This window comes from Leifsonia araucanica (assembly GCF_051161895.1).
GTDB lineage: Bacteria > Actinomycetota > Actinomycetes > Actinomycetales > Microbacteriaceae > Leifsonia.
Window position 1 is genome coordinate 1,997,134 of record NZ_JBMBTW010000002.1, and the last position, 21,798, is coordinate 2,018,931.

Here is a 21,798-nt window from a genome sequence, read left to right on the forward strand (position 1 = left end):
TCGGACGGCTGGGTCCTGGCACACCGTATGGAGCGCAGTGAACCGGACCGTGACTCCTGAGTGAACGTACAGACAACACCCCCTGTTCGAGGGTGCTCATTCGAGCACGGGTTCCGACTGATCTACTCACATGTGACATTGAATCACGGGCCGCCGACACACGAAGGGGCGATGGTCCGGCATGATGGCACCATGCGGATCGAAGAGATCGCCCAGTTCAGAGCGCTGGCGGCAGACGGACATCTGGCCGACACAGCGGACACTCTCGGCGTCTCCCAGTCCACGCTGACCAGGACCATCGCCAAGCTCGAGGCGGAGATGGGCGTCGAGCTCTTCGACCGCAAGAAGAACCACCTGGAGCTGAACCAGTACGGCGAGATCCTGCTCGCCCACGGCATCCGGGCGCAGACCGAGCTGGAGGAGGCCCGCGCGCGCATCGACGCACTGCGCGACCCGTCGGCGGGCACGGTGTCCGTCGCGTACGTGTCGTCGTTCGGCCACTGGCTGATCCCGCGCGTGGTGAGCGAGTACCGCGCACTGTTCCCGGACATCCGGTTCGTGCTGCGCGGAGGGACGGCGGACACCGTGCTGGATGCGCTGCGCGAGGGAGCGGCCGACCTCGCGTTCACCAGCCCGGACCCGCGCGACCGCGAGATCGAGTGGCGACCGCTGACCTCCGAGCGGCTGGCGGTCGGGGTGCCGGATGCGCATCCACTGGCCGGACGCGCGGTGATCGACGTGGACGACCTCGAACCGTTCGAGTTCGTCGCGCTGCGCACCGGATCCGGGCTGCGGCACATCGCCGACGCGTACTTCGCCCGGCGCGGGATCGTGCCGAACATCGTGCTGGAGGTCACCGAGCTGGTGACGCTGCAGGCGCTGGTGTGCGACGGGGTCGGGATCGCGCTGCTGCCGGACTCCTCGACCGAGCCGGGCGTGACACTGGTGCCACTGGCGGAAGAGGCGGTGCGCGTTATCGGGCTCGCCAGGAACCTGGCGCGCAGCGAATCGGCCGCCGCATCGCAGTTCGCGCGGTTCGTGCGCGAGGAGCTGGGGCTGGACGGGCGGCGGTAGGGCGGCCGGCAACAACGCTGCTCGCGCCGGTGTCGGTCGCCGCCGTTACGCTTCCCGCATGACAGGCACCACCCCGTGCGCCGTCGTCGCCGGTGGCGTCGCGTGCACGAACCCCGCGCATCCCGGGGCACCGCTGCCGCTCTGCCTGCAGCACCTGCTCGTCGCGGCCGACTGGGTGGCCGACGAGTACGGGCAGATGGATGCGCTGCCGTCGCCGTGCGCGCTCTGCGGCTCGCGGCTGGGGGTGCGCTACCCGTCCGGCTGGCTGTGCGCGGTGTGCGAGTGGCGGGTGGGCGAGACGGTGTCCGGGGAGCTGCCGCCGCCGCGGGTGGATGTGGTCTACTACCTGCGGTTCAGGGACAGGGTGAAGATCGGCACCACCGCCAATCCGCGCGTGCGGTTCTCGAGCCTGCCGCACGACGAGGTGCTCGCTTTCGAGCGCGGCGACCGGGCGCTCGAACAGCGCCGACACGCGCAGTTCGCCGCCCACCGCATCCCGCGCACCGAGTGGTTCGAGCGCAGCGACGAGCTGGATGCGCACCTCGCGACCGTGAGCGCGGGTGTCACCGATCCGTGGTCGCTGCTGGCGCTGTGGCGGAGTCAGGCGATCGCGTTACGGGGGTAGGGGACGCCACCGTCGCCTTCACCGTGGCGATCAGCCAGTCCCGGTAGCGCTCGTACGTCCACCCGCTCTGCTGCACGAGCTGCTGGTGACCCTCGGGCGACATGAGGAAGGAGAGCACGTCGGCGAGCGCCTGGAGGTCGTCGTCGGACGCGGCCCGCGCATCCACTGCCCCGCGGGAAGCGAGGAGGTCGACCAGGCGGCGGTAGTCGGCGTGGCGGCGGTCGAGCAGGGAGGCGAGGACCTCTCCGACGTGGGTGTCCTCTGCCGCGGCGGCGAGGAAGGCCGCCCAAAGGCCGCTGGTCCTGGCGTTCGCCTCGGCGATCATGCCGACCATCGCCGTGAGGAATTCGCCGGTGTCTTCGATGCCCATGATCGCGGCGACCTCCGGCCGCTCGCTCAGCGACTCCTCGCCGGTGCTCCCGGCGAAGGCGAGCTCGAACGCGCCGAGGAGCAGGGCGCGTTTCGGGCCGTGCACCTTCACGCTTTCGACCGAGACCCCAGCGCCGGCGGCGATGTCGGCGAGGGAGGCGCCGGTGTATCCCTTGGCCGAGAACACCTCGAACGCGGAAGCGAGGATGCGCTGCCTGGTCTGCCGCGCCTGCTCCTCGCGGAGCGTCGAGCGGTACGGCCGCGACGTGGCGTTCTCCGAATCAACCATTGACTACCCTTCGTGTGTAGTGAATACTATCAGCGTTCATCAAACTCTAGACCCGAATGCGAGCATCCCATGACCACCCTTCTCCTCTGCAGCACACCGGTCCACGGCCACGTGACCCCGCTGCTCGCCGTCGCCAGGCACCTCGTCGACCGCGGCCACCGCGTACTCTTCCTCACTGGTGGCCGCTACGCCGCGCGCGTCATCGCCACCGGCGCCACCTTCCTCCCGCTCCCCGCCGAGGCCGACTACGACGACACCGACATGGATGCGGCGTTCCCCGGCCGTGTCGGACTCACCGGACCCGCGGGCATCCGGTACGACATGACCACGATCTTCCTGCGCCCGGCCAGCGCCCAGCTCGCCGCCGTGGACGCGATCGTCGCCGAGCACGGAGTGGACGCGGTGCTGGCGGAGAGCCTGTTCCTCGGCGCCGCCCTGCTCTCCACGCGGCCACGCGCATCCCGGCCCGCCGTGGTCAACCTCGGCATCGTGCCGCTCGGGCTGAAGAGCAAAGACGTGGCGCCGTTCGGGCTCGGGGTGCAGCCGAAACCCGGAATCGGCGGGAGACTGCGGAACGCCGCCCTCACTGCGGTCGCGGAGAAGATCATCTTCGCGCCCGTGCAGAAGGCGGCGAGCAGGATCGCGCACGAGGCGACGGGCGCATCCCTCGACGGGTTCATCCTCAACTGGCCGGCGCACGCGGATGCCGTGGTGCAGTTCACGGTCCCGGAGTTCGAATACCCGCGGTCGGACCTGCCGTCGACGGTCCACTTCGTCGGGCCGGTCTCCCGCACCCGGCCGTCGGATACGCAGCTCCCCGCCTGGTGGGACGACCTCGCGGACGGACGCCCGATCGTCCACGTCACCCAGGGGACCGTCGCCAACCGCGACTTCGGCGACCTGCTGCTCCCGACCATCCGGGGACTGGCGGGCGACGACGTCTGGGTGGTCGCCAGCACGGGAGGGCGGCCGGTCGCCGAACTGGATGCGGACCTCCCGCCGAACGCGCGCGTCGCCGCCTACCTGCCGTACGACGCACTGCTCCCCCGGACCTCGGTGTACGTGACGAACGGCGGGTACGGCGGCGTGCACTACGCGATGGAGCACGGCGTCCCCGTCGTGATCGCGGGGACGACGGAGGACAAGGTGGAGGTGTCTGCGCGCGTGGCGTGGTCGGGCGTCGGCGTGAACCTCGCGACGAACCGCCCGACGGACGCCGCGGTGGCCGGGGCGGTGCGGACGGTGCTCGCCGAGCCGGGATACGCCGAGCGCAGCACCGCCATCGGGGACGCGATCCGCGCATCCACCGGGCTGGCCGGACTGGAACGCGCGGTCCTGGGGCTGGTGGATGCGGCGGGCGGCACCCGCACTCATTCGTCGCGTCGCTGAATCGCAGAAACGCGCGCTGTTGGATTCGATGAATGGCGCTGCGTACGATCGGAGAAGGCAGACCACCGTCGCTCGGCCACCCCACCACCGCATCACCGCATCACCGCCGCCGAACGATCTCCGAGGAGTCGCCATCACCGAGTTCCGCATCGAGCTGGTCGCTCGCGACGAGTTCGGCTCCATCGTCACCCTGTTCACGTCGCACGGCGCCGTCGACGCCGCGACGGCCGCCGCCGAGATCGCGAACGGCACGGCCACATACGTGACAGGACCGGACAGCTACGTGCGCGCCGTCGTCAGCCCCATCTCGTCGCCGGTCGGGCCGTACCTCTACGTGAACTGGGACGGCACCCGCCGCAACAACCTGCACGACCTGTCGACGGGCAGGCGGGTGCCGCTGCCGCGCCGGTCGGCGGCGGCGGCGCGCGCGGCGGCGCGGGATGCGGCACCCGCAGCGGCGCGAGACGCCGCGGCGCAGGACGCGACGGCGGCGCAGGGCGCGACGGCGGCGCAAAGCGCGTGGATGCGCATCCTCACCTCCCTCACGCGCCCGGCGGCCCTGCCGCGCCGGCGCCCCATCCTCTTCGCCCCGCTCTTCCTCGACCTCCTCCGCCCCCACGGCATCACGCGGCGCCGCAGCACGAGACACCACTAACTGCGCCGCATCCCGGGCGTTTCGCGACAGTTACTGGAGTCTCGCCGCGTTAGGGCGCGACGGCGGCGACGGCCTCGACTTCGACGAGCTGGTCGGGGTAGCCGAGGACGGTGACGCCGAGCAGCGTGCTCGGCACGTCATGGTCGCCGAACGCCGCCCGGACGACGGCCCACGCCGTACCGAGGTCCTCGCGACGGGCCGACGCGACGAGCACCCGCGTGCTGACCACATCGCCGAGCGACGCGCCGGCCGCGTCCAGGGCCGTCACGAGGTTCGCGACCGCCGCCTCGGCCTGCGAAGCGTAGTCGCCGACGCCCGCTGTCGACCCGTCGAGCGCGAGCGGGCACGCCCCGGCCAGGAAGATGTACCGGCTGCCCGCCGGGGCCGTCGCCGCATACGCGTACTCGGCGATCCCCGACAGTCTCTCCGTGCGAATCAGCTCGACCCTGCCAGCCGTCATGGTGCCTCCCTCGCAGCCCGACCACGGTACCGCACCGGATGCGCCGCTAGGCTCTGCCGCATGGATGCGACATGGCTGCGGTCCCCGGAGGAACCGACCTGGGATCGTGGAGGGCCGACCGTGTACCGCGTGCGCCTCTGGGCTCCGGCGCCCGGGCCGTACACCGGCTGGAACCTGGACGACTGGGCCGTCACCGGCGCCACCGACGTGACCGAGGTCATCGCCTGGGCGGAGCAGGAGGCGGCGCGCCTCCGCGGCGGCCGATGCGAGGTGTTCGTGCAGGCGACCGAGCACGGCACCCTCCGCGACGGCACCCTCGCCGAGCAGGTGCACCACATCCGGGTGTACGGGGAGCCAGCGGACACCGCCGCGACGGAGACGGTGCTGACGTTCCGGACGGAGTGAGCCGCGCGCAGTATGATTATGGATGGGCATTCCGAAATGAGGGGGAACGTGAGTACGATCGAGGGCGCTGCAGTGGAAGACGATCCCAAGCGCAAAGGTCCGGACGGATTGCGGGCGCTGGAGCGGGTGATGAGCATCCTGTTCCTGCTCGCCGCGCACCCGCAGGGGATGACGCTGGCCGACATCGCCAGAGAGACGGGCATCACGCTGAGCACCGTGCATCGGATGGTCGGCGTGCTCAAGCAGCACCGGCTCGCGCGTGAGACCCCGACCGGGATGCAGGCACTCGGTTCCGCTTCGCTGGTGCTGGCACGCGGATTCCTCGGCGGCCTGGACTTCCGCGTCGAGGCGTTGCCCGTGATGTCCGAGCTGCGGGAGCGCACGGGTGAAGCGTGCCATCTCGGAACCCTGGCGTCGCCGCACGTGGTCGTGGTCGACAAGCTGGAGACCGTGCACGCGGTGCAGACCTCGTCGCGGATCGGTGGGACGTCCCCTGCTGCGCTCACCGCCTTGGGGCGTGCGATTCTCGCGTATTCGCCTCAGACGGTCGTCGAGGCAGTGCGCGTGGCGACGCACGACCTCCTCGGCAGGACCATCGACGAAGCGACACTCACCGAGGCCCTGGCCGCCACGCGCGAACGCGGATACAGCGTCGACCGCGAGGAGAACGAGCCGGGCGTCGACTGCGTCGGCGCACCGATCTTCGACGACAGCGGGCGCGCCATCGCCGCCATCAGCGTCTCCGTGCCTGCAGAACGCTTCGACGACGAGCGGCTGGAGGAGATCGGCGCACTCGTGGCCGCCTCCGCCCGGCGCGTCTCCCAAGCCCTCGGTCACCCCGGCTCGATCGGATGAGCGACCCGTTGCGCGTCGTCGTCGCCGGAGCCGGACGCTTCGGCGAGCTGCACGTGCGCGCGTGGCAGGAGGCCGGCGCGCGTGTCGTCGGCGTCGTCGACGTGGATGCGGGACGCGCAGAGGCCGTCGCCCGGCGATGGGGCGTCGCTCGATACGGGACCGGCCTGTCGGCCGTCCGCTCCGCCGAGGGTGTCGACGTGGTCGTGGTCGCGTCCGACGAGTCATCGCATTCCGCGCTGACCGACGGAGCCATCGACGCGGGATGCGACGTCTTCGTCGAGAAGCCGTTCGCCCTGAGCGCCGCAGCGGCAGAGCGCACCGCCGCCGCGGCGAGGGCGGCCGGCAGGGAGATCGTGGTCGGCCACATCTCTCGCTTCGCCCAGCCGTACCGCTACCTGCGGTCCGCACTGCACGACGGGATGCTCGGCACACTCTGGGCGACCCGCCTCCACCGTGACTTCAGCCGGTCCTGGTTCGCCGACTTCGGCGACCGGGTGCATCCGGTGTGGGAGTCCTGCATCCACGACATCGACCTGGCCGTGTTCTTCCACGCCGAGCCGGCGGCGCGTGTCTTCGCAACAGAGTCACGGGCGGCAGGCGATGCTGCGCCCAGCGTGATCAGCGCCATCGTCGAGTTCGCCTCGGGCGCGACGAGCACGATCCAGTCGGCGTGGACCGTTCCGCTGCGCGGCCCCCAGAGTCTCGCCGGGCTGCTCGCGCTGGACGGCACGATCGATGGCGAGGCGCAGCTCATCGGTTCGCTGGGCACCGCACGACAGCGGCTCATCGGTGACGCGCTCACCGTGTGGACGGACGACGCGAGCCTCACCCCCGACCTCTCGCTGTGGCCGGAGGAGGATGGCCGCGTCGGCGGCGCACTCCGCGCGGAGATCGCGTACGCGTCGGCCGTGTTCCGTCGCGAGCGGGCCAACTCGATCATGCCTGTCGATCAGGCCGTCTGGGGTGTTGCCATCGCCGAGGCTGTGGTGGCGTCGTCCGCCACCGGTGAGCCCGTCAGTCTGTGAGCCACTCCGGCTGAAGCAGATTGGGCGGAGGGATCAGCCTGCCGAACGACGCCGCGGCCCGTTCGATGTCGCTCGAGGCCCCGTCGAGCACCGGTGCTCCGTGGCCGGGAAAGAGCTCGTCCACGTCGAGTTCGGCGAGACCGCGGACAGTGTCGCCGTAGAGGTCGAGCCGGCAGTCGGGGATCGCCTGCATGCTCACGCGCCCGCCCGCGAAGATCACGTCACCGCTGAACAGGGAACGCCGTCCTGCCGCATCCACGAGGAAGACCAGGTGGCCATCGCAGTGACCTGGCGCCTCCAATGCCGTGACCGTCAGCGAGCCGAGGTTCAGGACCGCAGAGCTGGGCAGCACCCTGACACCGGTGGCCGGCTGCAGCCGGAAGTCCGAGGGGTACACCCCCACACGCCTCGCCCTGGCCAGCTGCGTGGCCTCCTCATCCCCCGCCTCGAGCGCGGCGACCGTCACCTCGTCGGCGTAGACGTCGATGCCTGCGCGGAGCGCCGCCGCGGCTCCCCCGGCGTGGTCAGCGTGATAGTGAGTGATCAGCACACCGAACGGCGCAGCGTCCCCGCAGATCGCCTCGACGTTGGCGAGCCACGCCTCGCTTCCGAGACCCGTACCCGCGTCGATGAGCACACCGGTGGTGCCGTCCCAGACAAGGTAGTGCAGCCCGTCGTAACCGCTGGTCGTCTCCGGCCCCGACGGCCCTCCGACGACCCACACCGTGTCGGTGAGCTGTCGAGCAGGCATCAGACCGCGCCGCTCTGTGCGCGGGACGGCTCGGCGACGCAGAACTCGGCGGCGATCCGCTCATAGATGTCGACCGCCTCGACCAGCTGCCCGACTCCGACGCACTCGTTTGCGCCGTGCGCGACGCTGATCCACCCGGGCCCCAGGCTCGTCACCGTGGGGACACCACCCGCTCCGAGGAAGTACGTGGCGTCCGTCCCTCCGGGAAAGGCTGCGACAGGAACGGTTCGGCCGAGGACGTGCTGGGCCGCCTCGCGCGCGGCAACGGCGACCGGCTCATCCGGACCGAGCTCGACAGCGGGCATCCAGCCCTGCCCGCTCTGCACATAGTGGATGCGGTAGTCGACACCCTCGGGGAGGTTCGACCGGACGAAGGCGTCGATCTCCGCACGCACCGTCTCGCGGTCCATGCCGGGCACCAGCCGGATCTCGACCCCCACCCGGCAACTACCCGGCCAGGTGCCCCAGCTGACGCCGCCGCTCACGAAGATCCCAGGATTGACCGTCGGCGCGCATTCCACAGCTCCGGGATGCGAGACGGTCGGCTGGAACGCTTCGAACGCCCGGAGCAGATCTCCGGCGACCAGGGTCGCGTTCCGGCCGAGGCGATGCGAGAGACCGCTGTGACCCTGGTGCGTGATCACCTCGACCTCGAAGCAGCAGATCCCGCGGGAGACGAGGTGAAGCGCCTCCCACGGCTCGTCGATCCCGCTCGGCTCGCCGATGACGAGCCCATCCAGCCTCGGGATGTTGCCGGTCTCCGCGAGCGCCTTGGCACCAGCGTCCGAACCCTGCTCCTCGTCCGCGGTGAGCACCAGGCTGAGTGCGCCGTCTCCCGGGATGGACGCGAAGCGTTCGAGTGCGACCATCATGGCGGCGATGGCGCCCTTCATGTCCGTGGCTCCCAGTCCGTATGCCAGGTCGCCGTCGACGGTGAGGATGAACGGATCGGTGTTCCACAGGGAACGGGCGTCCCCGATCGGCTTGGTGTCCAGGTGCCCGGAGAGCCCGAGGCGCGGCCCCGGCCCGCGGTCGACCGTGATCACGAGGTTGGGGCGGCCCTCCCGGAGTTCGATCCGCTCGGCCGCGAAGCCTCTCGCACCCGCCCACCCCAGGAGGAAGTCCGCCATCCCCTGCTCCTGTCCTCCGGGATTCTGCGAGTCGATGGCGACGAGTTCTCGTGTCAGCTCCAGCACCTGCACGGGGGCCTCCGTTCGGGGGAAGTTGAGGGTCGGACGATCGTGAGTGTAGCTTTTAGAATACCTTTCCACAATCATCGGTCCGAGGGAGAACACATGGACGTGGGCAGATCCTCCCGCCCCCGTGGCCACCGCTACCGGTGCGCGGACGGCGACTGGTCCGGGCCCCGGTTCCGGTATGACTGCCCCCGGTGCGGCGGTGCCGTGCTTGTGTACGCGGACCCCTTGACCACCGCGCCGACGTGGGACGCGAGCGCGCCCGGCATCTGGCGCAGAGCGGCACTCTTCCCGCCCGTCACGGCACGGGTGAGCCTGGGAGAGGGCGAGACGCCGCTGCTCGACTGGCCCGGATCGGATGGACGGGTGCTCCTCAAGCTGGAGGGTGCGAATCCGACCCTGTCCTTCAAGGACAGGGCGATGGCCCTCGCGGCGTCGTTCGCCGTGGACGGCGGGTACGAGGGCATGGTCGTCGCATCGACGGGGAATGCAGCGGCCTCGGCGAGCGCCTATGCCGCTCGCGCCGGACTCCGCTGCCGCGTGATCGTCGGCTCGGAGAGCAACGCCGCCGCCAAGTTGCGCGCCTGTCGGGCGTACGGCGCCGAGGTCACGGAGGTCGCGGGCGACTACAGCGCGGCGTATGCCGCAGCGCTCGCGGCCGAGGGCGACGGATGGCTGAACGTCTCGACGACCTTCCGGAACCCCGTGCCGGCCGAGGCGTACCGCGGGGTGGCCTTCGAGCTGACCGAGCAGCTGGGCGGAGTGCCGGAGGCCGTGTGCATCCCGATCGGCGCCGGTCCCCTCTTGCGCGGAATCGAGCGGGGATTCTCGGACGTCACCGCAGCGAGGGGCGGCGGCGTCGCCCCTCGGCTCATCGGCGTCCAGGCGCGAGCCGTCTCGCCGATCGTCGCGGCCTGGGAGGCGTCGGCAGACTCACCGTCGGCGTGGGAGGCCGCGCTGACCACCCACCGGACCGATTGGCAGCAGACGGCGGCGACAGCCATCGCCGACCCGCTTCGCGGCTATGAGCGGCAGGGCATGCTGACACTGTCGGCGATCCGCGCGACGCGGGGCAGTGCCATCGCTCTCGACGAGAGGGAGATCACCGAGGCGACGACGCGGCTGCGCACAGCCGGCCTCTGGGTGGAGCCGTCGTCCGCCATCGCCCTCGTCGCCGCGGAGCGCGCTGCCCGCACGGCGGACGGACCGGTGGTCGCCGTCCTGACCGGCCACGGGATCAAGGTCCAGGATGCGTCCTGACGGGTGCTCAGCGAGCCGCTCCCGGCAGCCGATCGATCTTGCTCAGCACCTCGTACCTGTCGAACCGGTATCGGGTGCGGACATGCTGGAACGGCTGGCTCAGCGCATCCGAGAAGGTGTCGCTGATCTCCAGGGCGGGAGACGCGACGGGCAGCCCGAGCAGCTCGCATTCGCGGTCGGGCGCGACGACGGCACGCACCCGTCGGAACGTCGAATACGGCGCCGTGCCGGCCGCGGCGAGCGCCTCATGCACGGACCCGGCGAGGTCGGCGCCCGCCAGCGCGTCTGCGAGACGGGAAGGGAAGACGCTGATCTCGTGGCACATCGGTTCGCCGTCGGCGAAGCGGAGCCGTTCGAGCACGATCGCCTGTTCCGTCGGCCGGAGGGAGAGACGGGTCACCGTCTCCAGATCCGGCTTGACCGTTTCGAATCGCAGCACCTCCGACGACGGCTGCAGGCCGAGCCGCAGCATGTCCTCCGTGTACGAGGTGAGACTCGGTCCCATCGTGACGGTCGGGCGACTCACATAGGTGCCGCTCCCCTGCGAGCGGTGCACCCAGCCTTCTTCCGCGAGTTTGGCGAGCGACTGACGGACCGTCATCGCGCTCACGTCGAACTCTTCCGCCAGGGCGCGCTCCGAAGCGAGGCGACTACCGGGGGCGAGCCCGGCGCAGCGTTCGCGAAGCTGGTCGAGGATCTCGATGTAGCGGGGTGCGCTCACGAATTCTGCCTCCTTGGCCTGGGTGCCTGAAACAAAAGGTTACTCTCCCGAAATCTAATTGATACAAATGTGTGGCCAGATTGCTCTATAGCAGTTATCGTAGATGAACACCGGCAGCCCGACCCCCACCCGCCACACAGTAACAGCGACAATCCCCGAATCGGGCACCGGTCTCACAGAGAGGTGAAACGCAATGCGTTCTAAAGCACTTGCAGCGATTGCTCTAGCAGCCGCAACAGCGCTCGGGCTCAGTGCCTGTGGAGGGAGTCCCTCCAGCAATTCCGCTGACAAAGAGGTCGTCCTCTGGCACATGGAGAACACGCCATCCCGCGAGAAGGCGTTCCAGAAGCTGGCGGACGAGTACAACGCGACCAACCCCGAGTATCCGGTCAAGATCCAGGTGCAGGACTGGGGCCAGGTGTACACCAAGATCGCCGCAGCGGCGCAGTCCGGAAAGCAGCCGGACATCCTGTTCGCCATCCCGGACTTCGCGACATACGTGCGCGGTCTCGGTCTCGGCCAGCCGGTGAACGACGTGGTCGACGACATCACGAGCAAGGACGGACTCATCAAGGCGGCCACCGCTCCGTACACGGACGACGGCGACGTCTGGGCCGTCCCGCTCTACGGCATGGTGCAGATGCTCTGGTACCGGGCCGACATGTTCAAGGCCGCCGGAATCGATGCTGCGCCCGCCACCTGGAGCGAGCTGGTCGCCGACGCCAAGAAGCTGTCGGCGGGAAGCACCTCCGGCATCGCGGTCCCGTCCGGCAAGAACCTCGCCACGGATCAGGTGCTCTACAGCTTCATGGTCACCGGCGGAGCGGCGAACATGTTCACCAAGGATGGAAAGGTCGCGATCGACAACGACAAGACCGTCGCTGCCTTCGAGCTCTACAAGCAGCTGGCGGCTCTCTCGCCGAAGGATGCGGGCAACTACTCCTGGCCGGAGCCGCAGGCAGCGCTGAACAGCGGAGCAGCGGCGATGGCGGTCGAGAAGGGCCAGTACCTGGCACCGTTCGAAGAGGAATCCGGACGACCGGCGAGCGACCTCGGCTGCGCGCCGATCCCCGTGGCGGACGACGGCGGCAAGACCGGCAGCATCTACTACTCGAATGGCGGCATGATCCTGAGCAAGGACAAGGCCAAGCAGAAGGGTGCAGGCAAGTTCCTCGAATGGGTGCTCGATCCGAAGCACTACGGTGACTTCCTCAACGCGGAACCCGGCCTGTTCCTCCCGGTGACCGAGAACGGCGCAACGGAGAGCAACTGGCGCGAGAACCCGGTCATCAGCACGTACAAGACCTGTGTGGATGCGATGCTCAAGCAGTCGGAGACCGGTGAACTCTTCGGGTTCGTCGACGGTCAGTACATCTCGTCCATCGGCGAGATCTCCGGCCAGAACATCCTGGCGCAGGCTGTTCAGCAGATGACTGTGAACGGCATGAGCGCCAAGGAAGCAGTGGCGTGGGCGCAGAAGCAGATGCAGGACGCGATCGCCAAATGACCGCTCCCGTCTCCACCCGGCCGGCGCGGACGGCGAACAGCCGCCCGCGCCGGTCGGCGGGCGTCGGACGCACCACCACCTCGACCAAGGTGCTCGGCTACGTCCTCGTCGCCCCCATCGTGCTCATCATGGCTTTCGTCATCGCGTTCCCTTTGGTGAACGCGGTCGTCACGAGCCTCCAGGATCAGCGCGTCATCGGCAGCCCCGCGGACTTCGTCGGCTTCGACACATACTCGAAGGTGCTCGGCGACGACAAGTTCTGGGCGGCTCTCGGCCGCTCCGGGATCTGGTTGATCGTCAACATGATCGTCCAGACGATCCTCGCGTTCGCCACCGCGCTGCTGCTGCAGCGCAGCGGCTGGTGGTCGAAGAGCGCCCGCACCTGGGTCGTGCTGCCCTGGGTCGTCCCGACCGTCGCCGTCGCGGTGATCTGGCAGTGGCTCCTCAACAGCAACTACGGCATCATCCACAAGATCTTCGCCGCGGTCGGCATCGACATCGGCGCCCCGTTCGCGGATGGCCCGCTCACGCTCATCACGGTCATCCTCGTCAACAGCTGGCACTGGTTCCCGCTCAGCGCCGTGGTGATCTACGGGGCACTCGCGACCGTGCCGCACGAGGTCATCGAAGCGGCGAAGATGGACGGCGCCAATGCCTGGCGCACGTTCTGGTCCGTGACCTTCCCGCTGTTGCAGCCCGTCCTGTTCGCTCTCGGTCTCGTCGGATCGCTGTGGTCGTTCAACGTCCTCGACACGATCTACCTCACCACCAAGGGCGGTCCTGCCGGCGCGACCACGACGATGCCCGTCTACATTTACGACACGGCGTTCAGCGCCTTCCGTTCCAGCGAGGCCGCAGCGGCCTCGGTGCTGACGGTGATCGTGCTCGCGATCGCGGGCCTGCTGTTCGTGCGGTTCGCCAAACCGAAGGACTTCGCATGAGGCCGACACTGAGGCTGGGGCGCATCCCGGCCGCGCTCGCGATGATCGTGCTGACGATCGTCGTCATCGGACCGATCTACTGGGTCGTCAGCTCGGCCTTCAAGAGCCGTCAGGAGATCTTGCAGGCAACACCGACCTGGTGGCCGCAGACGTTCACGCTGTCGAACTTCGAGCAGTTGTTCGTCACCACCGACTACGCCGTGTACCTGCGCAACAGCGTGATCGTCGCAGTCGCGACCACCGTCGTCACGCTCATCGTCTCTCTCGCCGCCGCGTACGGCCTCTACCGTCTGCGCGTGCCGGGCAGCGGGAAGATCGCGGGCATCGTGCTGCTGTCGTACATGATCCCCGGCACTCTGCTCATCGTGCCCCTGTACCGGACGCTCGCCGGAGCTGGACTGATCGACACCTACGCCGGGCTCGTCCTCGTGAACGTCGCGTTCACCGCGCCGTTCTGCACCTGGCTGCTGCGAGGGTTCATCTTCTCTGTGCCGCCCGAACTGGACGAGGCGGCCTCGATCGACGGCGCCGGCCCGGTCCGCACGATGGTGCAGGTGGTGCTCCCGCTGATGGCGCCCGGCGTGGCGACGGTCGCGGTCTACTCGTTCGTGTATTCGTGGACCGAGTTCGTCTTCGCCTCCCAGTTCGTCGTCAGCGACACCCTCAAGACGCTGCCGATCGGGCTGAGCGCCCTGGTGGGGCAGTACACGGTCAACTGGGGTCTCGTGATGGCCGGAACGGTATCCACGCTTCTGCCCACCGTCATCCTGTTCCTCTTCGTCGGCAAGTACTTCGTCGGCGGACTCATCTCGGGAGCGACGAAATGACCATCGCCGCCGACGAGACCAGGACCTCCGACCTGTACCTGCGCCGCGTGCAGGAAGTGCTGTCCGTCGCGGCTCGCGAGGAGTCCGGCGCGATCCGCCGAGCGGCGGAGACGGTCGCAGACGTCTTCCAGCGCGACGGCATCCTGTACGTGTTCGGCAGCGGCCACTCGCACGTCTTCGCGGAGGAAGCGTTTTACCGGGCCGGAGGATCTGCGCGCATCTCGCCGATCCTGCAGGACGATTACATGCTCCATGTCAGCGCGCAGCGCAGCACCGAGCTGGAGCGCCAGGCAGGGCATGCGGACGACATCCTCGCGCACTATCCGATCCGGCCGGGAGTGGATGCGATGCTCGTGGTGTCGAATTCCGGATCGAACGCGCTCCCGATCGAGGTGGCAGGAGCGGCGAAACGGCTCGACCTGCCTGTCATCGCGATCACCTCAGTGGCATACGCGCGATCGACCGCCGGATCCGGGCCGCGCCTGCACGACGTGGCCGACATCGTGCTCGACAACCACTGCCCGCCCGGGGATGCGCTCGTTCCGATCGCCCCCGGCCTGCCGAAGGCCGGCCCGGGGTCGAGCGCGGTCGGAATCGCCCTGCTCAACGCCGTGATCGTCCAGGCGATGGCTCTGCAGGCCGCATCCGGTGTCGACCCGGACATCTACCTCAGCGCGGGGATGCCGGGGGCGCTCGACCACAACAGCGCCCTGGCCGACCGGTTCCGGTCGCGCATCCCGCACATCTGACGCCGCTCGGCGGACGAGACACCACCACGATCAGGAAAAAGAGAAAGAGAACGAGATGAAGATCAGTTTCGAAGTCTGGCCGAACATGCCGTGGGGCCGCCTGGAGGCGGCAGGTCCCGCGTGGAACTCGTGGGGCGACCTGACGTCGGCGGAGACGGTGACCAAGGTCGCCGACTACGGGTACGACGCGGTCGACTTCATGCTCGGCCACCTCATGAACGGCCCGAAGGCGGAGTACGACCAGCGCCTCGCCGACACCAAGGCCGCGGCGGACGCCGCTGGGATCGAGATCGGCTACGTGGCCAACCACACCACGTTCGTCAGCCCGCGCGAATACGACCGCGAGCGCGGCATCGAGAGCTTCAAGAAGGCGCTCGACGCCGCCAAAGTCCTCGGAGCGAAATCGGCCTGCACCCTCCTCGGCGACGGATACTACGACCCGCCCCTCAACGTGCTCCTCAGCCGCAAGGACGCCTGGCGCCAGGCGAAGGAAGCCATCACCGAGGTGTGCGACTACGCAGCCAAGCTCGACCTCAACGTCAGCATCGAGCTCCTGCAGGGCACCATCCTGAACAAGGTCGAGTCGGTGGAGCGCATGTTCGAGGAGATCGGCGCATCCAATCTGCGGATGACGATGGACACGGGTGCGTTCTACGTGGCGGTCAAACCGTTCATGACCGTGCCGCAGGCGGTCAAGCGGCTCGCGCAATACATCGATATCGTGCAGATCAAGGACGAGGTCGGCCTGCCGACCATCGTGAACTGCAACCACATCTGGTTCGGCGGCGGCCTCGTCGACTTCCGGGAGACGTTCGAGACCCTCGGCGAGATCGGGTTCGACGGCTACGTGAGCGTGGAGTGGGAGGGCTGGCAGGTGGGTGGACAGATCGGCGTCGGCGAACCGGCGGGCATCGGCCTGTCCAACTTCGACCGCGTCGCGGAGGAGTCGCTCGATTTCCTGCGCGAGTACGGTTTCACCACGCAGCGCGAACGGGCAGCCTGACCCCGTGACGGAACACCAGGACGGGCTCGTCGTCGGCATCGACGCCGGCACCACCACGGTCAAGGTGCTGGCGCTCGATGTCGCGACGCGGCGTCCCGTCGCCGAGGCGTCTGCGGAGTACCCGACCGCGTCGCCGGAGCCGGGGGCTCACGAGCAGAACCCGGACGATTGGTGGGATGCGGCCGTCACCGCCCTGCACGCCGTGCTCGCGCGCGTCGACGCCTCCTCCATCCTGGCCGTCGGAATGTCCGGCCACATGCACTCCCTGCTCCTGGTCGGCGCAGACGATCGACCCATCGCCCCGACCCTCACCTGGGCGGACAGGCGAGTGGCAGAGCAGACCCGGCGGCTTGCGGCGAACCCCGCGTTCGAGCGGCGGGCGGCGAACGGCGTCGTCGACGCGTTCACCGCGCCCAAGCTCGCCTGGTTCGCCGAGCGGTACCCCGAGCGAATGCGCGAGGCGACGCGTCTGGTGCTGGCGAAGGACCTGCTCCGGTTCCGGCTCACGGGCGAGTGGGCGACGGACGAGACCGATGCTGCCGGCACGCTCCTCTACGACGTGCGCGAACGCGAGTGGGCAGACGAGCTGTGGACCGCATCCGGGGCCGACTCGCGACTCGCCCCACGCGTGCTGGGATCGAGCGAGGTGGCCGGCGTCGTCACGGCGGAGGCCGCTGCCGCGACCGGCCTGCGCGCGGGAACGCCCGTCGTCACCGGAGCAGGCGACGTCCCGGCTGCGGTGCTCGGCTCGGGTGTGGTGTCGCGCGGAGTCCTCAGCGTGAACGTCGGCACGGCAGCGCAGATCATGGGGGTGTCCCCCGAGCCGGTCGCGGGCGGTGGCTTCGTCTTCGCGGCAGCGACCGGCGACGGATTCGTGGTGATGTCGTCGCTGTACGCGGCGGGCGCGAGCATCCGGTGGGCGGAGCGTGCCATCCTCGACGGCGGTCCGATCGGGGAAGCGGCCAGGCTCGCCCCTCCCGGCAGCGACGGACTGACCTACCTGCCCTTCATGTTCGGAGCGACCGTGCCCGTGAAGAACGACGCTGCGAGGGCGGCGTTCGTCGGCCAGGATGCACGGCACGGGCGCGAGCATCTCGCGCGCGCGGTGGTCGAGGGCGTGGCCTTCGGGTGCGCGGACGCCGTCGAGGCCGTCTCGGCTGTGGTGGGGCGTCCTCGGGAGATCCGCATCGTCGGCGGTGTCACAGGCTCCGAGGAGTGGTGCGAGACCTTCGCGGCGGCCGTGGGCGCCGACATCCGGGTGGTGCGGGGCGACGGCGGTTCCGCGCGCGGCGCAGCGACGCTGGCGGCGATCGGCGCCGGTGTGTGGACGGTGGACACGGTAGCCGCGACGTCGGGCCCTCTGGTCGTTCGCGGCGGCGGGGCGGTGGCCGATGCGTACGCCCGGTACCGGGATGCGTGCGCCCGACTGCTCTGAGCATCCTCGGGCCTCGGCTCTGCGGCCCTGCGCGCGCCTCAATCCGGCGCGACGGAACGGGACGCCAGCACGGCCCAGTCGTGCTCGAACAGCTGGGTGAAGTATGCGGCGATCTCCGCGTTTTCGAGGATCACGCCCGCATCCCGGTTGGTCAGCGTCCCGGCCGGCGACCAGTTCTGGCTGCTGACGAGCGCGGCCCGGCCGTCGACGACGATGCCCTTGTTGTGCACGTTGTTCTGCAGCTTCACCCTGTTCACGACGTCGAGGCCTTCGGCCTGCAGCTTCTCGAGGTAGCCGGCCGTCTCGAACTGGCTCATGATGATGCGCACGTCGACTCCGGCCTGCTGCCGCTCGATCACCGCGTGGATCAGCGCGAGGAACTCGGCGGGGGCGTCCGCGACCGTCTTCGGCAGTTCGATGTACTGGAACTGCATCAGCAACGACGTCGTGGCGCTCCGGATGAGGTCCAGGATGTGCGGGACGTAGCTGCCAGCATCCGGGGTGAGCAGCGGGGTCACCGTCAGCTGGCGCTCGGCGGTGTCTGCGGCGAAGAAGCGCTGGTACGGCGGAGTGGTCGCGAGCGGGGCGAGCAGGGCAGGGACAGGCCCGGCGGCCGGAGTGGTGACCTGGTGCTGCGCGGCGACGGCGAGGTCGTTGAGCAGGAAGGCCTCGAAGGTTCGCGCCAGCTGCTCGTTCTCGATGACGACGTGCCAGTCGCGGTCGCCGGAGCGGGCGGCCTCGGCGTCGGCCGGCGTGGTCACCGGGTCGATGTCCGGCTGGTTCGAGTTGTTCCAGTTGCCGCTGGACAGCCAGACGGCGGACGAATCCCGCACGGCGACTTTGATGTGGTACGCCGACGGGAAGATCCAGGCGGCGGCGAGCGGGTCCATCCTGGAGAGCGCCCACGCCTGCGTGAGGTGGTCGCCGAAGGCGGTGGTGAGGGCTGCGACGGTCTGCTCGTCGGTTTGGTCGGCGGTGGGATTCTTGGCGGGATGGTCGAGGACGAGCCGCACGGTTCGGCCCGCGAGGACGGTTTCGACGGTCTGCAGGATGTGCCGCGAGGTGAAGTCGTAGAGGCCGACGGTGAGGGTCTCGCGCACCCCGGAGAGGAACGCGCCGAGCGTCGGCCAGCCGGAGTCCGGACTCGCGCTCAACGTCACGCGCATGGTGCCGGAGACCGGGGCGAGGGTGGCGCCGGGCGGGGGTGCGTACGGGAGCTGGGGTTTGGTGGCGGCGGCGAAGTCGACGCGGGGGACGATGGATGCGCGTGCGCGGGATGCGGCGGGTGGGGCGGGTTGGCCGGGTGCACCAGATGCGGCGGACCCACCGGATGCCTCACTGCCGACCGGGCCCGTCAGCTCGTACTCGTCGGCGAACTCCGGCACCGCGCCGCGATCGGGCGCTGGCCCCGCCGTGCGCGCGAAGGCGGCGGGCTCGGTCAGCATGCGCTCCTTGGCCGCCGACGCAACGCGCACATCCACGGGGAGGCCATCCACCTCGGTGGGCAGGGCGTCGCGGAGGGCGGGGAGCGACGCATCCCGTGCTGCGGTCACCACGATGGCCGGGGTGTCCGTGATCCACCCGTCGGCCAGCAGGTAGCCCGGTCGCACGCTGAGGGCGCCGGGGACGGCGAACTCGGGGAGGTGCTCGCGGATGACGGAGCCGATGCGATCGGCGTTCAGGTTCGGCATACCCCTGGCTTACTCCGCGAGACGGCGCAGCGCCAGCATCCGCGAGATACCAGTTTCTGTCGCCGATCTCGGGCGTGTTGCAACAGTTTCTGGCATCTCGTAAACCCGCTGAATACGTGCAATTCTGTGGCATCTAGGATGAGGCGCACAGCCAGACAGATGGAGATCCCACCATGAGCACCGACGCGCCGACCGCCGCACACCGCGCCGACAGTCACGACCTGATCCGCGTGCAAGGGGCGCGCGTCAACAACCTCAAAGACGTGAGCGTCGAGATCCCGAAACGGCGGCTGACCGTGTTCACCGGTGTCTCCGGCTCCGGCAAGAGCTCGTTGGTGTTCGGCACCATCGCGGCCGAGTCGCAGCGGATGATCAACGAGACGTACAGCGCGTTCGTGCAGGGCTTCATGCCGACCCTCGCCCGGCCAGACGTGGATGTGCTCGACGGCCTGACCACGGCGATCATCGTCGACCAGGAGCGGATGGGGGCGAACGCCCGGTCGACGGTCGGCACGGCCACCGACGTGAACGCGATGCTGCGCATCCTGTTCAGCAGGCTCGGACAGCCGTACATCGGGTCGCCGCAGGCGTTCTCGTTCAACGTCGCCTCCGTGTCCGGGTCCGGTGCCATCACCATCGAGCGCGGAGAGGCCACCACGAAGGAGCGGCGCAGCTTCACGGTCACCGGCGGGATGTGCCCGCGCTGCGAGGGCATGGGCAGCGTCAACGACATCGACCTCACTCAGCTGTACGACGAGACGAAGTCGCTGGCGGAGGGTGCACTGACCATCCCTGGGTACACAGCGGATGGCTGGAGCGTGCGTATCTTCACGGGCTCCGGATTCCTCGACGCCGACAAACCGATCAAGGACTACACGAAGAAAGAGCTGCACGACTTCCTCTACCGCGACCCGGTCAAGGTGAAGATCGGCGACATCAACCTCACCTACGAGGGTCTGGTGCCCAAGCTGCAGAAGTCGATGTTGTCGAAGGACCGCGAGGCGATGCAGCCGCACATCCGCGCGTTCGTCGACCGCGCCGTCACGTTCACCACCTGCCCGGACTGCGGAGGCACCCGGCTGAGCGAGGCCGCCCGCTCGTCGAAGATCGGCGGCATCAGCATCGCCGACGCGTGCGCCATGCAGATCAGCGACCTCGCCGACTGGGTGAGCGGGCTCGACGAGCCGTCCGTCGCTCCCCTTCTGAGCGCGCTGCGGCAGACCCTCGAATCGTTCGTGGAGATCGGCCTCGGCTACCTGTCCCTCGACCGGCCGGCGGGCACGCTGTCCGGCGGGGAGGCGCAGCGCACCAAGATCATCCGGCACCTCGGCTCGTCGCTCACCGATGTGACCTACGTGTTCGACGAGCCGACGATCGGGCTGCACCCGCACGACATCCAGCGCATGAACGAACTGCTGCTGCGCCTGCGCGACAAGGGGAACACCGTGCTCGTGGTCGAGCACAAGCCGGAGATGATCGCCATCGCCGACCACGTCGTCGACCTCGGGCCTCGCGCGGGCACCGCGGGCGGGACGATCACATACACCGGCAGCCTCGACGGCCTCCGCGCGAGCGACACCCTCACCGGCCACCACCTCGACGACCGCGCCACCCTCAAAGACACGGTGCGCACCCCCACCGGCACGCTCGCCATCCGCGGCGCGAGTTCCCACAACCTGCGCGACGTGGATGTGGACATCCCGCTCGGGATGCTCGTGGTCGTCACCGGCGTCGCCGGCTCGGGCAAGAGCTCGCTCGTGCACGGGTCGATTCCGGCCAGCGAAGGCGTGATCTCCATCGACCAGGCGGCGATCCGCGGCTCCCGCCGCAGCAACCCCGCCACGTACACCGGCCTGCTCGACCCCATCCGCAAGGCCTTCGCGAAGGCCAACGGCGTGAAGCCCGCGCTGTTCAGCTCCAATTCCGAGGGCGCCTGCCCCAACTGCAACGGCGCTGGCGTGATCTACACCGATCTCGGCATCATGGCCGGGGTCTCCACGGTCTGCGAGGTCTGCGAAGGCAAGCGGTTCCAGGCCTCCGTGCTCGAATACCGCCTCGGCGGCCGCGACATCAGCGAGGTGCTGGCGATGTCCGTCACCACCGCCGACGAGTTCTTCGGCAGCGGCGAGGCGCGCACGCCCGCGGCCCACAGCATCCTGAGCAGGCTGGTGGATGTGGGACTCGGCTACCTGAGCCTGGGCCAGCCGCTCACGACCCTCTCCGGCGGGGAGCGTCAACGCCTCAAACTGGCGACCCACCTCTCCGAGCAGGGCGGCGTGTACGTGCTCGACGAACCGACGACCGGCCTCCACCTGGCCGACGTGGAGCAGCTGCTCGGACTCCTCGACCGCCTGGTCGACTCCGGCAAGTCGGTGATCGTAGTGGAGCACCACCAGGCCGTGATGGCGCACGCGGACTGGATCATCGACCTCGGCCCCGGCGCCGGCCACGACGGCGGGCTGGTGGTGTTCGAGGGCACGCCGGCGGAGCTGGTGGCAGCCAAGTCGACGCTCACCGGGCAGCACCTGGCGACATACGTGGAGGCGTAGGGAAGCGGCCGCTCGCGTACGA

21 protein-coding genes are annotated in these 21,798 nt (G+C 69.3%); 15 read left to right on the forward strand and 6 right to left on the reverse strand.

Features of this window, described 5'->3' with window-relative positions; all coding sequences use genetic code 11:
- Positions 1-192 precede the first annotated feature (192 nt).
- Positions 193-1,074, forward strand: a complete 882-nt coding sequence (locus ACN6M5_RS09580; protein WP_434949444.1) for a LysR substrate-binding domain-containing protein — start codon at positions 193-195, stop codon at positions 1,072-1,074.
- Between the two features lie 58 nt (positions 1,075-1,132).
- Positions 1,133-1,699 (forward strand): GIY-YIG nuclease family protein, encoded by a 567-nt coding sequence (locus ACN6M5_RS09585; protein ID WP_434949445.1) that lies wholly within the window; start codon positions 1,133-1,135, stop codon positions 1,697-1,699.
- Here the strand turns inward: ACN6M5_RS09585 and ACN6M5_RS09590 are convergent.
- Entirely contained in the window at positions 1,638-2,357 is a 720-nt protein-coding gene (locus ACN6M5_RS09590) for a TetR/AcrR family transcriptional regulator (RefSeq protein ID WP_434949446.1), read from the reverse strand. The genes ACN6M5_RS09585 and ACN6M5_RS09590 overlap by 62 nt on opposite strands.
- Before the next feature lie 69 nt (positions 2,358-2,426).
- Between ACN6M5_RS09590 and ACN6M5_RS09595 the strand changes: the two genes are divergently transcribed.
- The gene (locus ACN6M5_RS09595; protein ID WP_434949447.1) at positions 2,427-3,746 is read left to right on the forward strand and encodes a glycosyltransferase; all 1,320 of its coding nucleotides are present in this window, start codon (positions 2,427-2,429) and stop codon (positions 3,744-3,746) included.
- A 19-nt stretch (positions 3,747-3,765) separates the two neighbouring features.
- A complete protein-coding gene (locus ACN6M5_RS09600; RefSeq protein WP_434949448.1) occupies positions 3,766-4,401 on the forward strand; it encodes a hypothetical protein in 636 nt (211 codons plus the stop codon).
- Positions 4,402-4,450: 49 nt separating this feature from the next.
- Here ACN6M5_RS09600 and ACN6M5_RS09605 read toward each other — a convergent pair whose 3' ends face one another.
- Entirely contained in the window at positions 4,451-4,861 is a 411-nt protein-coding gene (locus tag ACN6M5_RS09605) for a RidA family protein (RefSeq protein WP_434949449.1), read from the reverse strand.
- Positions 4,862-4,921: 60 nt separating this feature from the next.
- Between ACN6M5_RS09605 and ACN6M5_RS09610 the strand changes: the two genes are divergently transcribed.
- Genes ACN6M5_RS09610 through ACN6M5_RS09620 form a run of 3 tightly spaced genes read left to right on the forward strand, consistent with a single transcriptional unit; the run spans position 4,922 to position 7,146 of the window.
- Positions 4,922-5,266, forward strand: coding sequence for a hypothetical protein (locus ACN6M5_RS09610; protein ID WP_434949450.1), 345 nt, complete (start codon positions 4,922-4,924; stop codon positions 5,264-5,266).
- A gap of 48 nt (positions 5,267-5,314) precedes the next feature.
- A complete protein-coding gene (locus ACN6M5_RS09615; protein WP_434949451.1) occupies positions 5,315-6,121 on the forward strand; it encodes an IclR family transcriptional regulator in 807 nt (268 codons plus the stop codon).
- Positions 6,118-7,146, forward strand: a complete 1,029-nt coding sequence (locus ACN6M5_RS09620; protein WP_434949452.1) for a Gfo/Idh/MocA family protein — start codon at positions 6,118-6,120, stop codon at positions 7,144-7,146. Before ACN6M5_RS09615 ends, ACN6M5_RS09620 begins: the two co-directional genes overlap by 4 nt.
- Here ACN6M5_RS09620 and ACN6M5_RS09625 read toward each other — a convergent pair.
- Both ACN6M5_RS09625 and ACN6M5_RS09630 read right to left on the reverse strand, forming a co-directional pair.
- A complete protein-coding gene (locus ACN6M5_RS09625) occupies positions 7,136-7,897 on the reverse strand; it encodes an MBL fold metallo-hydrolase (RefSeq protein ID WP_434949453.1) in 762 nt (253 codons plus the stop codon). The two genes, ACN6M5_RS09620 and ACN6M5_RS09625, sit on opposite strands and share 11 nt — an antisense overlap.
- Positions 7,897-9,099, reverse strand: coding sequence for a M20 family metallopeptidase (locus ACN6M5_RS09630; protein ID WP_434949454.1), 1,203 nt, complete (start codon positions 9,097-9,099; stop codon positions 7,897-7,899). The genes ACN6M5_RS09625 and ACN6M5_RS09630 overlap by 1 nt, the downstream gene beginning before the upstream one ends.
- Before the next feature lie 222 nt (positions 9,100-9,321).
- Here ACN6M5_RS09630 and ACN6M5_RS09635 point away from each other — a divergent pair, with 222 nt between their 5' ends.
- Positions 9,322-10,353 carry a pyridoxal-phosphate dependent enzyme gene (locus ACN6M5_RS09635; RefSeq protein ID WP_434949455.1) on the forward strand — a complete coding sequence of 344 codons (1,032 nt, stop codon included), beginning with the start codon at positions 9,322-9,324 and terminating at the stop codon, positions 10,351-10,353.
- Positions 10,354-10,360: 7 nt separating this feature from the next.
- Here the strand turns inward: ACN6M5_RS09635 and ACN6M5_RS09640 are convergent, their stop codons facing one another.
- On the reverse strand, positions 10,361-11,074 hold the full coding sequence (locus ACN6M5_RS09640) for a GntR family transcriptional regulator (RefSeq protein ID WP_434949456.1): 714 nt from the start codon (positions 11,072-11,074) through the stop codon (positions 10,361-10,363).
- A gap of 310 nt (positions 11,075-11,384) precedes the next feature.
- Here ACN6M5_RS09640 and ACN6M5_RS09645 point away from each other — a divergent pair, with 310 nt between their 5' ends.
- Genes ACN6M5_RS09645 through ACN6M5_RS09670 form a run of 6 tightly spaced genes read left to right on the forward strand, consistent with a single transcriptional unit; the run spans position 11,385 to position 17,536 of the window.
- The gene (locus ACN6M5_RS09645) at positions 11,385-12,581 is read left to right on the forward strand and encodes an ABC transporter substrate-binding protein (RefSeq protein WP_434949457.1); all 1,197 of its coding nucleotides are present in this window, start codon (positions 11,385-11,387) and stop codon (positions 12,579-12,581) included.
- Positions 12,578-13,522: a carbohydrate ABC transporter permease gene (locus ACN6M5_RS09650; protein ID WP_434949458.1), complete on the forward strand. Its 945-nt coding sequence runs from the start codon at positions 12,578-12,580 to the stop codon at positions 13,520-13,522. Before ACN6M5_RS09645 ends, ACN6M5_RS09650 begins: the two co-directional genes overlap by 4 nt.
- Positions 13,519-14,349: a carbohydrate ABC transporter permease gene (locus ACN6M5_RS09655; RefSeq protein WP_434949459.1), complete on the forward strand. Its 831-nt coding sequence runs from the start codon at positions 13,519-13,521 to the stop codon at positions 14,347-14,349. The genes ACN6M5_RS09650 and ACN6M5_RS09655 overlap by 4 nt, the downstream gene beginning before the upstream one ends.
- On the forward strand, positions 14,346-15,098 hold the full coding sequence (locus ACN6M5_RS09660) for an SIS domain-containing protein (RefSeq protein WP_434949460.1): 753 nt from the start codon (positions 14,346-14,348) through the stop codon (positions 15,096-15,098). The genes ACN6M5_RS09655 and ACN6M5_RS09660 overlap by 4 nt, the downstream gene beginning before the upstream one ends.
- A gap of 55 nt (positions 15,099-15,153) precedes the next feature.
- A complete protein-coding gene (locus ACN6M5_RS09665) occupies positions 15,154-16,101 on the forward strand; it encodes a sugar phosphate isomerase/epimerase family protein (protein WP_434949461.1) in 948 nt (315 codons plus the stop codon).
- A gap of 4 nt (positions 16,102-16,105) precedes the next feature.
- Positions 16,106-17,536, forward strand: a complete 1,431-nt coding sequence (locus ACN6M5_RS09670; protein WP_434949462.1) for a xylulokinase — start codon at positions 16,106-16,108, stop codon at positions 17,534-17,536.
- A 38-nt stretch (positions 17,537-17,574) separates the two neighbouring features.
- Here the strand turns inward: ACN6M5_RS09670 and ACN6M5_RS09675 are convergent, their stop codons facing one another.
- The gene (locus ACN6M5_RS09675; protein ID WP_434949463.1) at positions 17,575-19,227 is read right to left on the reverse strand and encodes a phospholipase D-like domain-containing protein; all 1,653 of its coding nucleotides are present in this window, start codon (positions 19,225-19,227) and stop codon (positions 17,575-17,577) included.
- Between the two features lie 173 nt (positions 19,228-19,400).
- Between ACN6M5_RS09675 and ACN6M5_RS09680 the strand changes: the two genes are divergently transcribed.
- Positions 19,401-21,776: an ATP-binding cassette domain-containing protein gene (locus ACN6M5_RS09680; protein WP_434949464.1), complete on the forward strand. Its 2,376-nt coding sequence runs from the start codon at positions 19,401-19,403 to the stop codon at positions 21,774-21,776.
- Positions 21,777-21,798: the final 22 nt, after the last annotated feature.

Bases quoted from the DNA above. Each gene is read 5' to 3' on its own strand.
- ACN6M5_RS09625 (WP_434949453.1), bottom strand. From the start codon at position 7,897: ATGCCTGCTCGACAGCTCACCGACACGGTGTGGGTCGTCGGAGGGCCG.
- ACN6M5_RS09585 (WP_434949445.1), top strand. From the start codon at position 1,133: ATGACAGGCACCACCCCGTGCGCCGTCGTCGCCGGTGGCGTCGCGTGC.
- ACN6M5_RS09620 (WP_434949452.1), top strand. From the start codon at position 6,118: ATGAGCGACCCGTTGCGCGTCGTCGTCGCCGGAGCCGGACGCTTCGGC.
- ACN6M5_RS09675 (WP_434949463.1), bottom strand. From the start codon at position 19,227: ATGCCGAACCTGAACGCCGATCGCATCGGCTCCGTCATCCGCGAGCAC.
- ACN6M5_RS09610 (WP_434949450.1), top strand. From the start codon at position 4,922: ATGGATGCGACATGGCTGCGGTCCCCGGAGGAACCGACCTGGGATCGT.
- ACN6M5_RS09655 (WP_434949459.1), top strand. From the start codon at position 13,519: ATGAGGCCGACACTGAGGCTGGGGCGCATCCCGGCCGCGCTCGCGATG.
- ACN6M5_RS09595 (WP_434949447.1), top strand. From the start codon at position 2,427: ATGACCACCCTTCTCCTCTGCAGCACACCGGTCCACGGCCACGTGACC.
- ACN6M5_RS09650 (WP_434949458.1), top strand. From the start codon at position 12,578: ATGACCGCTCCCGTCTCCACCCGGCCGGCGCGGACGGCGAACAGCCGC.
- ACN6M5_RS09665 (WP_434949461.1), top strand. From the start codon at position 15,154: ATGAAGATCAGTTTCGAAGTCTGGCCGAACATGCCGTGGGGCCGCCTG.
- ACN6M5_RS09590 (WP_434949446.1), bottom strand. From the start codon at position 2,357: ATGGTTGATTCGGAGAACGCCACGTCGCGGCCGTACCGCTCGACGCTC.
- ACN6M5_RS09680 (WP_434949464.1), top strand. From the start codon at position 19,401: ATGAGCACCGACGCGCCGACCGCCGCACACCGCGCCGACAGTCACGAC.
- ACN6M5_RS09660 (WP_434949460.1), top strand. From the start codon at position 14,346: ATGACCATCGCCGCCGACGAGACCAGGACCTCCGACCTGTACCTGCGC.
- ACN6M5_RS09645 (WP_434949457.1), top strand. From the start codon at position 11,385: ATGGAGAACACGCCATCCCGCGAGAAGGCGTTCCAGAAGCTGGCGGAC.
- ACN6M5_RS09605 (WP_434949449.1), bottom strand. From the start codon at position 4,861: ATGACGGCTGGCAGGGTCGAGCTGATTCGCACGGAGAGACTGTCGGGG.
- ACN6M5_RS09580 (WP_434949444.1), top strand. From the start codon at position 193: ATGCGGATCGAAGAGATCGCCCAGTTCAGAGCGCTGGCGGCAGACGGA.